Genomic DNA, 11,858 nt, shown 5'->3' on the forward strand with positions numbered 1-11,858 from the left:
AATCACATCGAACCGATCTTCAAATTTCACGCCCAACGTCCACATGCGGGCAAGCTGCTCGCTCCGGAGAAACAGAGATGAAAACCAAGCAATCCGGTTTCACGTTGATCGAACTGATGATTGCCATGGTCGTCGTAGCAATCCTCGCTGCAGTGGCGATCCCTTCCTATATGGACTCGATCCGGAAATCCCGGCGCGCCGACGCGACCACGTCGCTCACGAAGTTGCAGCTCGCTCAAGAAACATGGCGCCTCAACCACAGCACGTACACCGGGACGCTTTCAGACCTCGGTCTAACCTCAACATCCAGTGATGGATACTACACGATCGGAATTACGTCCGGCACGGCGAGCGCTACCGGCTATACCGCTACCGCCGCCGCCGTCAGCGGAAAGTCGCAGGCCAACGATAGTGGCTGTACCACCATCACGCTGACTGTCTCGAGCGGCGGCAATACTATCAGCAACACTCCTGCAACATGCTGGAGTAAATAGCATGATTTCGAGAACAAGGCTCCGCGGCGTAACGCTGATTGAACTACTCACGGCAATTGCGATAATGGCGGTTCTAGTAACGATGGCCGCCCCCTCACTAAATAATTTCATCCTAAAATCTCGACTAAAGGGTGCCGGCGAAGCACTTCATTCTGATCTTGTCTATGCGCGCACCGAAGCTGTGACGCGCAACCAGACGATCACCGTGTCATTCTCGACCGGAACCGACTGGTGCTACGGGATCAGTACGGGCGGAACCTGCAATTGTGCAACGGCCGGGTCGTGCTCGATTAAAGCCGTGTCCGGGACGTCCTACACAGGTACTACCCTTGCAACAAGTTTCACCGCGCTGACATTCGACGGGGTTCAGGGGACGATTGGCGGGGCTGGAGGGACCGTTGGAACGGATACCGTACTCATTCAGAACTCCATCGGGCAGGCAGGTGTCCGCCCTGCCATGGTTTCCCTCAAACTCTGCTCCCCATCAAGCTATACAGCAGTTACGGGGTATCCATCATGCTGAATCCCTCGAAGGCGACTCAGAGAGGTTTCTCTCTCATAGAACTGATGGTCGGCATCACGGTTGGACTCTTCGTCATGGCAGCGGTCGGAAGCTTTTTTGTCGACTATCTTTCGAGCAACCGGCAAATGATTCAGATCGCGAGACTCGATCAGGAGCTGCGTGCCGCTACCGATATATTGGTCCGTGACCTGAAGCGCGCAGGATACAAGCAGGATATCCATATGGATATCCTGAACTTAAGCCAGTCATCGACGTCGCGCGCCGCCACGATGCCAATTCTCGATAGCGGCGAAACGGTCATTACCGGCTCGCAACTCGAATTCTGGTACGACGAAAATTCCGACAATACATTGAATACCGCCTCCAACACTGAGGAACATGGTTACCGGGTCAGCGGAAACGCACTTCAACGGTACGCAGGCAACAGCGGATGGCAAAACGTTACGGACCCGAGCGTCATCCAGATTTCCGGCTTGACTATAACCCGCACGTATCACTGCATTGACATCGACGGAAGCACCGGTCCCGCTACTTGCGCGGGCACTCCGATCGCACCTTCCGCGAGCGACGACGGCGCTTATTTCGTAACCGAAATTCGGTTAGCCCTGACCGGCTCGCTTCCGAGTACGGCGATCACTCGTACCCTCAACGAACGGGTCCGCATACGTGCTGACATCTATCGAGACGGTCCGGGCGGAAGTTCAACTTATTGAGGCCAGTCATGAACACTCCGAAACTTCTTCGCCCGCTCGTTAACAAGCAGCGCGGAGCGGTAATGGTCGTTGCCCTCGTGCTTTTGGTTGCAGTGACATTGACGGCGCTATTTACGAACCGGAATCTCATCTTCGGCGTCAAGAGTCAAGGCAATCAAATCAAATCGATCATGGCCCAAGAAGCTGCGATGGGTGGTCTTGACACCGCGCTGGCCGTTCTGACGACCAAGGAAAATCGTGACTTGCTGCTCGTCGGCAGTCCGGCAGTGGGCGCCTGGTACAACGGACGTTTGTATGGATTCTTCCTCGACACGAACGGCGACGGCAAAGCAGACTCACTCTCGCTGGTCAGTACGACGAGTGCGACTGCTCCTGCGGTTCCGACGACGGGTGTTGTCACGTCATTTCAAGTTCGCTTTCGGAGGCTCGCCACCCCCGCATCAATCACCGAGGAAAATCGGGTGGTCCGGATTGATGTACTCGGATGCGCAGATGGACAACCTCCTAATGCATCGAACAGCGCATGCACCGCGCGCTCGATTGTCACGCAGTCGACAATCTACAAACCTGGGTTAGCCTCCGCTCCCGCGGCGGCATTAACTGCAAAAGGCGATGTGACTCTCAGCGGAAACGTCCAGATTTCCAACACCGATACAGCGACAAATGGTACGACCGTGCACTCGGGCGGGGACGTATCAGGACTCGGCAGCTCTCAGCTCGTAACTATCCCCGGAACACCGGAAGGGGCAAGCGTCGCGCCGAATGATACGACGCTGAACAATCTGAGTGACGACCAGTTTTTTCAGGGATTCTTTGGTGCCAGCAAAGAATCCGTCCAAGCCGACGCGACTCAAATCAGTTGTAGCGGATCCGCATGCGGCGGCGCCATCAAGACTCAGGAATCTAGCCCAAGAGTGTTGTGGGTCAATTCATCAGATGCTCAGATCACTGCGAGTGGAACCGGCGGGCAAATCGGGTCGGCAAGTGCGCCGGTTATCCTAATTGTCAATGGCCCACTACAAATCACCGGCAACGTAACGATCTATGGGCTCGTTTACTGCACTGCGATCACCTGGGACAACACCGGCGGCGGCACATCGGCAATCATCGGAGCAGCAATTGCCGAAGGCGATTTCACCGCCACGGGGACGCCGAATCCAACCTACGATCCCGCGGTCCTCTCCAACCTGGGGCTCCGCCTCGGCACTTATGTACGCGTTGCTGGCGGCTGGAAAGACTGGTGTAAGGATGCGAACGACTGCAGCTTTACTTCGTGGTGAAGCGTGCCAAACGGAGACCTATCATGAAATTTCGCTCGCCAACGAAATCACGGGGTTTAGTGGCCGACGCGCGCGGTAGCAGCCTGCTTGAAGCACTGCTTGCAGTTGTAATCCTCGGCTTCGGGCTTCTGGCAGTGGCAAAACTGCAAGTTACCATTGGAGACGCCCTCTCGACAGGCAGGGATCGCGTTCAAGCATTATTGTTGGCCGAAGAGGAAATGGATCGACTGAGATCGTTCGATTTGATCGATAATGCCGCCGGCTCCCCGGACTACGCCTTGCATCTCGGTTACAACCAAGTCGCGGCACAATCCGTTTCAGCCCTCAGCAGCACGGATTATCCGAACTACGTTACGTCCTTCAGCCGCGCGGTCTCGGTGTCTACGAATCCCGTGACCTTCAACTCCCAAGTTCCGGACTTCAAACTGACGACAGTCGACCTGAGTTGGAGCGACAAGAAGGGCACAGCACAAACCTTCAGCCTCCCCTCGGTGATTGCTAAACACGACCCCTCTGACGCAGCTTGGCTTATAGCTTGTCAAACCGACGAGGATATTCGCTGCGGAACTAAGGACAAAATTAAGACACCTTACAACCGGAACCTCCGGATTCCCTATCCAGCAAAAGATTTGGGTGGAGGGAAGAGTGCATTTGCGCCCCCTGGATTTGGATCCAAGCGAATCGTCTTCGACAACGATACAGGCACAATTCAATATCTTTGCAACGACGCGGACGGCGTTATCAGCAACGACGTTGTCGCCAACCTGACAAATGGCGCGTACACTGATTGCCAATCACTGAATGGCTACCTGATTTCGGGCTTCATTACGGCGGGAGTCAGCCCCAGAACGCCGCCCGATTTCCTGAATATTGGGACGACGGCGGACCTGACCGATACGACCACAATCAATGGGCAAACGAGCATTTCAATGCTGCCGTCGATCACGGCGCCAGCATCGTTGGTCCAATGCTTTGACGACAGTGAGACTGCCACGAAGCAATATGCGAGTACGATCTCTTACGTGTGCATAGTCACCCCGAATGATTCAGACGGCAATCCGGACACGCCATCGGTGTGGTCAGGCACACTGGGGATTGATCTTACGGGTACAGGCGTGGCAATAGGGACGGGAAGTTCGGACGTGAAGGTCTGCAGATTCGGTGCCTCGGGTACGAGCGATGGCACCACCACGTCCAACCGCGCCCACCACTCCAATTACGTGGATGTAACCGAGACCCTTGAAAATCAGAATTTCATCTTGATCCAAGGAAATAGGAACTGCGACTCCTCTTTGAGCGAAGTGCAGCATCAGCCCTGACATTGGAGGCGGGCAACAAAGCCCGCCCGTTTCGCTGCAGCAACGCTGTCCGATGACAATCAGATAAACGAAAGGTCAGTCAGGCAAACGTATCAATATTGCCGCCGACGACCGCACCGGGAGTGGGACCAGTCGGCTGTGGGAGCATCTGCAGCAACAATGCAGCCTGGGTTTGCTGCATTTCCATCGCCTTTTTCAGGACCAATAGGGATGCTTGGCTCTGCAGCTGCGTCGAGGCGTTTGCGGAGGCAGCGGATGCGATAGCTGTGATGTCCATGCTGCCCCCTTTGTCCCACTAGTCGCGGAAGTTGCCGTATTGGAGCGGGAAGTCGTCGATGCTCTTCTTTACCAGCGCGATGGCTTCCTGGAGGATGTCGCGCTTGGCGCCAGAAACGCGGACGGCATCGCCCTGGATCGCGGCCTGGACCTTCAATTTGCTGTCCTTGAGCAGGCGAACGATCTTCTTGGCGAGCTCCTGTTCGACGCCGACACGGACCTTCAGTTCCTGCTTGACCTTATTGCCGCTGACCTTTTGGACGTCGCCGTATTCGAGGCAGCGCACATCGATCTTCTTGGCAGTCATCTCGGGCAGGAGGATCGCGGTGATCTGCTCCAACTGAAATTCGCTGTCGCCGTGCAGGGTGAGCAGCTTATCGCTCTGCTCGACTCGCGCATCCGTGCCCTTGAAATCGTAGCGGCCGGTGATCTTGCGGTTGGCGACGTCGACGGCGTTGCGCAGCGACGGCAGGTCGACTTCGGACATGATGTCGAACGATGGCATCGCTGGCTCCGATCAGCCGAAGTGGCAGACGTAGTGGTAGGGCTCGCCAGTGACTTCGATGTCGAAGCTGGAGTTGCCGGGAACGTTGAAGGACTGCCCTGCCCCCCAGGTCTTCCACTCGGTCTCGCCTTTCAGGCGCACACGGCAGGAGCCGGCAACGCCTTCCATGATTTCTGGAGCGCCGGTATTGAAGGTCAGCGACGCCGGGAGGATCACGCCGACGGACTTGCGGGTACCGTCCGCGAGGGTGATGGTGTGGCTGACGCACCTGCCGTCGAAGTAGACATTGGCCTTGGTGGCGACGGCGACGCCGTCGAACTGTTCGGTAACGCTCATGAGAAGGCTCTTCCTTATTCGATACCCATGAATTTCTGGATGAAGCTCTTGGCGATGAAGCCCACGAATCCGAGCCCAAGCGCGACGAACAGCCAGATGGTGCCGTAGCGCCCAGCCTTCGATTGGCGGGCCAGATTGCCGATGATGAACAGCATGTATACGATCAGCGCGGAAACGAGGATCTTGAGCGACCAGTCCTCGAATTCCGCAACCGTCAGCCCGAAGATTATCGGGTCACCTTCCATCCGCCCGCCTCTTAACCGCGCTTGTTACGCGCGTTCGCGGCGATGCGCATGCGCAGCGCGTTGAGACGAATGAAGCCATGCGCGTCCTTCTGGTTGTATGCACCCTGGTCGTCCTCGAAGGTCGCGATCGTCGGGTCGAACAACGAATCGGTCTTCGAATCGCGACCGGTGACGATGACGTTGCCCTTGTAGAGCTTGAGGCGGACCCAGCCGTTGACGGTCTGCTGGGTGTGGTCGATCAGTGCCTGCATCGCTTGGCGCTCGGGGCTCCACCAGTAGCCGTTGTAAATCAGGCTGGCGTATCGGGCGAGCAAGTCGTCCTTCAGGTGGGCGACTTCGCGGTCGAGCGTGATCGATTCGATCGCGCGGTGCGCGCGCAGCAGGATCGTGCCCCCCGGGGTTTCGTAGCAGCCGCGGCTCTTCATGCCGACGTAGCGGTTCTCGACGAGGTCGAGGCGGCCGATGCCGTGCTTGCCGCCGAGCTTGTTCAGTTCGCCGAGCAGTTCGTGCGCCTTCATGCGCTTGCCGTTGATCGCGACGAGGTCACCCTTCTCGAACTCGAGGTCGACGTACTCGGCTGCGTCCGGCGCCGCTTCGGGCGACACGGTCCAGCGCCACATCGACTCTTCGGCTTCCGCAGCCGGGTTTTCGAGGTGACGGCCTTCGAAGGAGATGTGCAGCAGGTTGGCGTCCATCGAGTATGGCGAGCCGCCCTGCTTATGCTTCATCTCGATCGGAATGCCATGCTTCTCGGCATAGGCAAGGAGCTTCTCGCGGGACAGCAGATCCCATTCGCGCCACGGGGCGATGACCTTCACGCCGGGCATCAGCGCGTAGTAGCCGAGTTCGAAGCGGACCTGATCGTTGCCCTTGCCGGTCGCGCCGTGAGACACGGCGTCGGCGCCGGTAGCGCGTGCGATCTCGATCTGGCGCTTGGCGATCAGCGGACGGGCGATCGAGGTACCGAGCAGGTACTCGCCTTCGTAAACGGTATTGCAGCGGAACATCGGGAAGACGAAATCGCGCACGAACTCTTCGCGCAGGTCGTCGATGAAGATGTTTTCGGGCTTGATGCCGAACTTGAGCGCCTTCTGGCGTGCCGGCTCGAGCTCTTCGCCCTGGCCCAGGTCAGCCGTGAAGGTGACCACTTCACACTGATAGGTGTCCTGCAGCCACTTCAGGATGACCGAGGTATCGAGGCCGCCCGAGTAGGCGAGCACTACTTTATTGACGTCGCTCATTTGGATTTCCGTTCTTCCGATTTCAGCTTGGTGGCCGCCGGGATTGCACGACCGGGGTTCGCAACGACGGGCTCGATCAGTCTTCGACCTTGCCGAGCACCAGGTATTCCATCAACGCCTTCTGCGCGTGCAGTCGGTTCTCCGCCTCATCCCAGACGACCGACTGCGGTCCGTCGATGACTTCGGCGGTGACCTCCTCGCCGCGGTGCGCGGGCAGGCAATGCATAAAGAGGGCATCGGGACGTGCTGCGGCCATCATTTCCGCGTCAACGCACCAGTCCGCGAAAGCCTTCATGCGTGCTTCGTTCTCCGCCTCGAAGCCCATCGACGTCCACACGTCCGTCGTGACCAGGTCGGCGTCGCGACAGGCCTCGATCGGGTCGGCAAACTGCCGGAAGTGATCGGTGCCATATAGGCCCGCAACTTTCGGCTCGATCTCGTAGCCCGGAGGCGTGGAGACGTGCACATTGAAGTCCAACAACTCGGCAGCCTGCAGCCAGGTGTTGCACATGTTGTTGGAGTCACCGACCCACGCGACGGTCTTCCCCTGGATCGAGCCGCGGTGCTCGATGAAGGTATAGATGTCCGCCAGGATCTGGCAGGGGTGATATTCATTGGTGAGGCCGTTGATCACCGGCACGCGCGAGTGCGCGGCGAAGCGCTCGATGATGTCCTGCTCGAAGGTGCGGATCATCACGACGTCACTCATGCGCGAGATCACCTGGGCGGCATCCTCGACGGGCTCGCCGCGGCCGAGTTGCGAGTCGCGCGTATTGAGGTAGATCGCCGAGCCGCCGAGCTGCTGGATACCGGCCTCGAAAGACAGGCGCGTGCGCGTGCTGGCCTTTTCGAAGATCATCACCAGCGTGCGGTCGAACAGGGGATGGTAGGGCTCGTAGCGCTTGTACTTGTCCTTGATCCAGCGGGTGCGTTCGAAGATGTGCTGGTATTCGTCGCGCGTGAAGTCCTTGAATTGCAGGTAGTGCCTGGGTGGATTCATCGGGCGCTCCTTATTGACCCAGGTGCTTGCGCACCAGCGGAGCCAGCAGCGAAACGAGCGCAGCGGCATCCTGCTCGCTGAAGGTCAGCGCCGGCAGCAGCCGGATCACACGCTCCGCGGTGACATTGATCAGCAGACCGGCATCGAGCGCCTGCCGCACGAGATCACCGCAGGGGCGATCGAGTTCGATGCCGATCATCAGGCCGCGGCCGCGGATATCGACCACGCCGGAAACGCCTGCGAGCGCTTCGCGCATGCCGTTGCAAATCGCATCGCCGACGCTGACGGCGCTGGCCATCAGACCTTCCTCTTCGATGGCCGAAAGGGTTGCGAGGCCGGCAGCACACGCGAGCGGATTGCCGCCGAAGGTCGAGCCGTGGTTGCCCGGACCGAATAGTCCGGCGGCGCGACCGGTGGTCACGCAAGCGCCGATCGGCACGCCGGAACCCAGCCCCTTGGCGAGCGTCATGACGTCGGGCTTGACTCCGGCCTGCTGGAAGCCGAACCACTGCCCGGTACGACCGATGCCGCACTGCACCTCGTCGCAGATCATCAGCCAACCGCGCTCGTCGCAGATCGCACGTAGTTCGCGCTGGAACTGGTCGTCGGCAATGTTGATGCCGCCTTCGCCCTGGATCATTTCGAGCATCACGGCGACGACGTTGTGGTTGTGCTCCCCGACGGCGCGGATCGCACCGATGTCCTTGTACGGCACGCGCAGGAAACCGGAGACGAGGGGCTCGAAGCCGGCCTGCGTCTTGCGGTTACCGGTCGCCGACAGGGTCGCGAGCGTGCGTCCGTGGAAGGCGTTTTCCATCACGATGACGGCAGGCTGTTCGACGCCGATCTTGTGGCCGTAAAAGCGCGCAAGCTTGATCGCAGCCTCATTCGCTTCGCAACCCGAGTTGCAGAAGAACACTTCATCCATTCCCGACAAGGCGGCAATCCGGTCGGAGAGCTCTTCCTGCAGAGGGATGCGATAGAGATTCGATGTATGGAGCACGCTGGCGGCCTGCTGGGCGATCGCGCGCACCAAGCGCGGATGGTTGTGCCCGAGCGTCGACACGGCAATGCCCGAAAGGGCATCGAGATAGCGCTTGCCCGTCTCATCGAAGAGCCAGACGCCCTCGCCGTGCGTGAAGGCCACCGGCAGTCTGGCGTAGGTATTCATGAGATGCGACATGGGAGACCCCGATCAGGATGAAGCCAAAATGCACACGGCGGCAGGCGCCGCCGTGGAGGATTGAGGGAACGATGTTAAGCGAAAGCGCCCGGATTGTATAGGCTGCAGCCCCACTTGCGCGGAACAGGCAGAACCTTCCTGGAGACCGCAAACGGCATTACGCCATCCGGGCTCGCAACAAACGCTCGACCCCGCGCGCACCCGCATTCCGGAATAGTCGACCGCATACTGAAATCCGGCAGGGCTTTTCTGCTAGAATTCAGCCCGTTTTGTGCGACGCGCTCACAAGAAGAATAGAGACACACCCCACCCAAAGCGCCGCATCCCGGAAACATCCCCCGCAGCTTGCATTTCGCGACATATGAGCCAATTGATCGAAAGCTTCGTCATCATCGGGGTCACGCGAGAAGGAAAGACCTTTCGTCCCAGCGACTGGGCCGACAGGCTGTGCGGCATCATGTCCGCGTTCGGCTCGGACCACCGGATGATGTATTCGCCGTATGTGCGTCCGGGCTGCACATTGAAGGGGGAGAAGACGGTTGTCGTCGATGCACGCCTCTACGACATCGAGCCGCTCGCATACAAATTCCTGATCAATTTCGCGAACGACAACAACCTGAAGATGGAGCCGATCGACAACGTCTGATCGACGACGCCTGATCGGCGCTACTACGCGCCGCACGCATCGGGCAACGAACTTCCCGGCATCCAAAAAAACAAAACGGCGACCTAGGTCGCCGTTTTAACTTGCCACCCAACGCCGGCAGATCAGGCAGCCATCGACTTGACCGCGGCCGACAGGCGGCTCTTGTGGCGAGCAGCCTTGTTCTTGTGGATGATCTTCTTGTCCGCGACGCTGTCGATGGTGCTCATCGAGGTGCGGAAAACGGACTGAGCCGCGACCTTGTCGCCACCCGCGATAGCCTTTCGCACAGCCTTGATCGCGGTACGCAGACGGGAACGCAGGCTGCCGTTGTGAGCGCGAGCCACGACCGCCTGACGGGCGCGCTTGCGGGCTTGTGCCGAATTGGCCATATGTGTTCTTCCGTTGGTTAGTTCTAGAGAGCGCGCGAGTGTACCGCTTTGCATCGTCACGCGCAAGTGGGCAGCAACGGCTATCATTGCGTCCTTTGCCCGGAACGCCAAGATGAATTTGTTGCGCGCCCTCGTAACCGTCAGCGGCATGACCATGCTGTCGCGCATCCTCGGCTTCGTGCGCGACTTCGTGATTGCCCGCGCCTTTGGGGCAGGACTGGCAACCGACGCCTTTTTTGTCGCATTCCGCCTACCCAATCTCCTGCGAAGAATGTTCGCCGAAGGCGCCTTTTCACAGGCCTTCGTTCCCATCCTCGCGGAATACAAGAACCGGCGCGGCCCCGACGAGACGCATCATCTCCTCAATCGCGTCGCGACCGCCCTGTCGCTGGTCGTGGCACTGGTGTCGCTCGCCGGAATCGTCGCGACGCCACTGATCATCCAGGTGACGGCGCCCGGCTACACGGACGAGCCGAACAAGTTCGCACTGACGGTCGAACTCACGCGCATCATGTTCCCGTACATCCTGTTCATGTCGCTCGTGGCCCTGGCCGGCGGCGTACTCAATACATGGAGCCGATTCGCGATTCCGGCTGTCACGCCGGTGCTGCTCAACCTTTCGTTCATCGTAATGGCGCTGTTCGCGGTGCCCTACTTCGACCCGCCGGTGATTGCACTCGCTTGGGCGGTGATCATAGGCGGAGCGCTGCAACTCGCCCTCCAGCTATGGCCCCTCGCCCGCATCGGCATGATGCCGCGCTTCGAGCTGAAGTTGGACGACCCCGGCGTCCGCCGCGTCGGCAAGTTGATGCTGCCGGCCATCCTGGGCGTTTCGGTGAGCCAGATCTCGCTGATCATCAATACGATCTTTGCGTCTTTCCTTCCGACGGGAAGCGTGTCCTGGCTGTACTACGCCGACCGACTGATGGAATTCCCCTCCGGACTGCTGGGCGCGGCCCTCGGGACGATCCTGCTGCCGAGCCTGTCGAAGCTCCATGCGGACGAGCAGCCCGAGGCATTTTCGTCGCTGCTCGACTGGGGCATGCGCCTGACCTTGATGTTGACGCTGCCGGCAGCCCTGGCACTGGCGATCCTTGCAGTGCCGCTGATCTCGACGCTATTCCAGCACGGAGCCTTCGGCGCCGACGACGTACTCCAGACACGGACCGCGCTGGTCGCCTACAGTGTCGGGCTGACGGGATTGATCATGGTGAAGATCCTGGCGCCAGGCTTCTACGCCCGCCAAGACATTCGCACGCCGGTCAAGATCGCCCTCGTCACACTCGCCGCCACGCAGACGATGAACCTCGCGTTCGTCGGTCCGCTGAAGCATGCGGGACTGGCCCTGTCGATCGGGTTGGCGTCGATGCTCAATGCGGGCCTGCTATTCCGAGGGCTGCGACGACGCGGGGTATATCGGCCGATGGCGGGATGGGGCGCCTTCGGCCTGCGCCTGTTCGCTGCACTGACCGTGCTTGCGGCCGTGCTCTGGTTCGGCATGGGCAGCGAGGCGTCCTGGCTCGACCAGGGATCGATGGCGCGCGTGCTACGACTGTCGGCGATCGTCGCCGCCGGTATCGGAGCCTACTTCGCCATGCTGTATGCAACGGGATTCCGGCCCGGGGATTTCCGCCGTCGCGCAGCCTGAATAACGGCGGCGCAAGCCGCGCCGCCGCACTACAATTGAAGCCGATTCGAACACCTTCAC

General features: G+C 59.6%; 15 protein-coding genes. 7 read left to right on the forward strand and 8 right to left on the reverse strand.

Features of this window, described 5'->3' with window-relative positions; all coding sequences use genetic code 11:
* Positions 1–77 precede the first annotated feature (77 nt).
* From AZKH_RS15965 to AZKH_RS15980, 5 genes are read left to right on the forward strand one after another with little or no spacing between them, the layout of a single operon-like run.
* On the forward strand, positions 78–494 hold the full coding sequence (locus tag AZKH_RS15965; RefSeq protein WP_015436820.1) for a type IV pilin protein: 417 nt from the start codon (positions 78–80) through the stop codon (positions 492–494).
* Position 495: 1 nt separating this feature from the next.
* Positions 496–1,017 (forward strand): GspH/FimT family pseudopilin, encoded by a 522-nt coding sequence (locus AZKH_RS26950; protein ID WP_015436821.1) that lies wholly within the window; start codon positions 496–498, stop codon positions 1,015–1,017.
* Positions 1,011–1,730 carry a prepilin-type N-terminal cleavage/methylation domain-containing protein gene (locus AZKH_RS15970; protein WP_015436822.1) on the forward strand — a complete coding sequence of 240 codons (720 nt, stop codon included), beginning with the start codon at positions 1,011–1,013 and terminating at the stop codon, positions 1,728–1,730. Before AZKH_RS26950 ends, AZKH_RS15970 begins: the two co-directional genes overlap by 7 nt.
* Positions 1,731–1,738: 8 nt before the next feature.
* Positions 1,739–3,010 (forward strand): hypothetical protein, encoded by a 1,272-nt coding sequence (locus AZKH_RS15975; RefSeq protein ID WP_015436823.1) that lies wholly within the window; start codon positions 1,739–1,741, stop codon positions 3,008–3,010.
* 23 nt (positions 3,011–3,033) lie between these two features.
* Positions 3,034–4,329 carry a hypothetical protein gene (locus tag AZKH_RS15980; RefSeq protein ID WP_015436824.1) on the forward strand — a complete coding sequence of 432 codons (1,296 nt, stop codon included), beginning with the start codon at positions 3,034–3,036 and terminating at the stop codon, positions 4,327–4,329.
* Positions 4,330–4,408: 79 nt separating this feature from the next.
* Here AZKH_RS15980 and AZKH_RS15985 read toward each other — a convergent pair whose 3' ends face one another.
* The 7 genes from AZKH_RS15985 to AZKH_RS16015 form a co-directional block, all read right to left on the reverse strand.
* Complete coding sequence (locus AZKH_RS15985; RefSeq protein ID WP_015436825.1) at positions 4,409–4,606, reverse strand: YjfB family protein; 198 nt, start codon at positions 4,604–4,606, stop codon at positions 4,409–4,411.
* A gap of 18 nt (positions 4,607–4,624) precedes the next feature.
* On the reverse strand, positions 4,625–5,110 hold the full coding sequence (locus tag AZKH_RS15990; RefSeq protein WP_015436826.1) for a YajQ family cyclic di-GMP-binding protein: 486 nt from the start codon (positions 5,108–5,110) through the stop codon (positions 4,625–4,627).
* Positions 5,111–5,122: 12 nt separating this feature from the next.
* Positions 5,123–5,446 carry a pyrimidine/purine nucleoside phosphorylase gene (locus AZKH_RS15995; RefSeq protein WP_015436827.1) on the reverse strand — a complete coding sequence of 108 codons (324 nt, stop codon included), beginning with the start codon at positions 5,444–5,446 and terminating at the stop codon, positions 5,123–5,125.
* A 14-nt stretch (positions 5,447–5,460) separates the two neighbouring features.
* A complete protein-coding gene (locus tag AZKH_RS16000; protein WP_015436828.1) occupies positions 5,461–5,691 on the reverse strand; it encodes a DUF2788 domain-containing protein in 231 nt (76 codons plus the stop codon).
* Positions 5,692–5,702: 11 nt separating this feature from the next.
* Entirely contained in the window at positions 5,703–6,932 is a 1,230-nt protein-coding gene (locus AZKH_RS16005) for an argininosuccinate synthase (RefSeq protein WP_015436829.1), read from the reverse strand.
* A gap of 76 nt (positions 6,933–7,008) precedes the next feature.
* Entirely contained in the window at positions 7,009–7,932 is a 924-nt protein-coding gene (gene argF / locus AZKH_RS16010) for an ornithine carbamoyltransferase (protein ID WP_041656276.1), read from the reverse strand.
* 10 nt (positions 7,933–7,942) lie between these two features.
* Positions 7,943–9,115 (reverse strand): aspartate aminotransferase family protein, encoded by a 1,173-nt coding sequence (locus AZKH_RS16015; RefSeq protein WP_015436831.1) that lies wholly within the window; start codon positions 9,113–9,115, stop codon positions 7,943–7,945.
* A 361-nt stretch (positions 9,116–9,476) separates the two neighbouring features.
* On the opposite strand from AZKH_RS16015, the gene AZKH_RS16020 reads away from it, so the two are divergent.
* Positions 9,477–9,761, forward strand: coding sequence for a DUF3579 domain-containing protein (locus AZKH_RS16020; protein WP_015436832.1), 285 nt, complete (start codon positions 9,477–9,479; stop codon positions 9,759–9,761).
* Positions 9,762–9,883: 122 nt separating this feature from the next.
* On the opposite strand, the gene rpsT is transcribed toward AZKH_RS16020, so the two are convergent.
* The gene (rpsT, locus tag AZKH_RS16025; RefSeq protein ID WP_041656278.1) at positions 9,884–10,150 is read right to left on the reverse strand and encodes a 30S ribosomal protein S20; all 267 of its coding nucleotides are present in this window, start codon (positions 10,148–10,150) and stop codon (positions 9,884–9,886) included.
* Positions 10,151–10,262: 112 nt separating this feature from the next.
* On the opposite strand from rpsT, the gene murJ reads away from it, so the two are divergent.
* Entirely contained in the window at positions 10,263–11,798 is a 1,536-nt protein-coding gene (murJ, locus tag AZKH_RS16030; protein WP_015436834.1) for a murein biosynthesis integral membrane protein MurJ, read from the forward strand.
* Positions 11,799–11,858 lie beyond the last annotated feature (60 nt).

The organism is Azoarcus sp. KH32C, assembly GCF_000349945.1.
Lineage (GTDB): Bacteria > Pseudomonadota > Gammaproteobacteria > Burkholderiales > Rhodocyclaceae > Aromatoleum.

What these genes read in the sequence shown, in the direction of transcription:
- AZKH_RS15965 (WP_015436820.1), top strand. Translation starts at nt 78, where the DNA reads ATGAAAACCAAGCAATCCGGTTTCACGTTGATCGAACTGATGATTGCC.
- AZKH_RS26950 (WP_015436821.1), top strand. Translation starts at nt 496, where the DNA reads ATGATTTCGAGAACAAGGCTCCGCGGCGTAACGCTGATTGAACTACTC.
- AZKH_RS15970 (WP_015436822.1), top strand. Translation starts at nt 1,011, where the DNA reads ATGCTGAATCCCTCGAAGGCGACTCAGAGAGGTTTCTCTCTCATAGAA.
- AZKH_RS15975 (WP_015436823.1), top strand. Translation starts at nt 1,739, where the DNA reads ATGAACACTCCGAAACTTCTTCGCCCGCTCGTTAACAAGCAGCGCGGA.
- AZKH_RS15980 (WP_015436824.1), top strand. Translation starts at nt 3,034, where the DNA reads ATGAAATTTCGCTCGCCAACGAAATCACGGGGTTTAGTGGCCGACGCG.
- AZKH_RS15985 (WP_015436825.1), bottom strand. Translation starts at nt 4,606, where the DNA reads ATGGACATCACAGCTATCGCATCCGCTGCCTCCGCAAACGCCTCGACG.
- AZKH_RS15990 (WP_015436826.1), bottom strand. Translation starts at nt 5,110, where the DNA reads ATGCCATCGTTCGACATCATGTCCGAAGTCGACCTGCCGTCGCTGCGC.
- AZKH_RS15995 (WP_015436827.1), bottom strand. Translation starts at nt 5,446, where the DNA reads ATGAGCGTTACCGAACAGTTCGACGGCGTCGCCGTCGCCACCAAGGCC.
- AZKH_RS16000 (WP_015436828.1), bottom strand. Translation starts at nt 5,691, where the DNA reads ATGGAAGGTGACCCGATAATCTTCGGGCTGACGGTTGCGGAATTCGAG.
- AZKH_RS16005 (WP_015436829.1), bottom strand. Translation starts at nt 6,932, where the DNA reads ATGAGCGACGTCAATAAAGTAGTGCTCGCCTACTCGGGCGGCCTCGAT.
- argF (WP_041656276.1), bottom strand. Translation starts at nt 7,932, where the DNA reads ATGAATCCACCCAGGCACTACCTGCAATTCAAGGACTTCACGCGCGAC.
- AZKH_RS16015 (WP_015436831.1), bottom strand. Translation starts at nt 9,115, where the DNA reads ATGTCGCATCTCATGAATACCTACGCCAGACTGCCGGTGGCCTTCACG.
- AZKH_RS16020 (WP_015436832.1), top strand. Translation starts at nt 9,477, where the DNA reads ATGAGCCAATTGATCGAAAGCTTCGTCATCATCGGGGTCACGCGAGAA.
- rpsT (WP_041656278.1), bottom strand. Translation starts at nt 10,150, where the DNA reads ATGGCCAATTCGGCACAAGCCCGCAAGCGCGCCCGTCAGGCGGTCGTG.
- murJ (WP_015436834.1), top strand. Translation starts at nt 10,263, where the DNA reads ATGAATTTGTTGCGCGCCCTCGTAACCGTCAGCGGCATGACCATGCTG.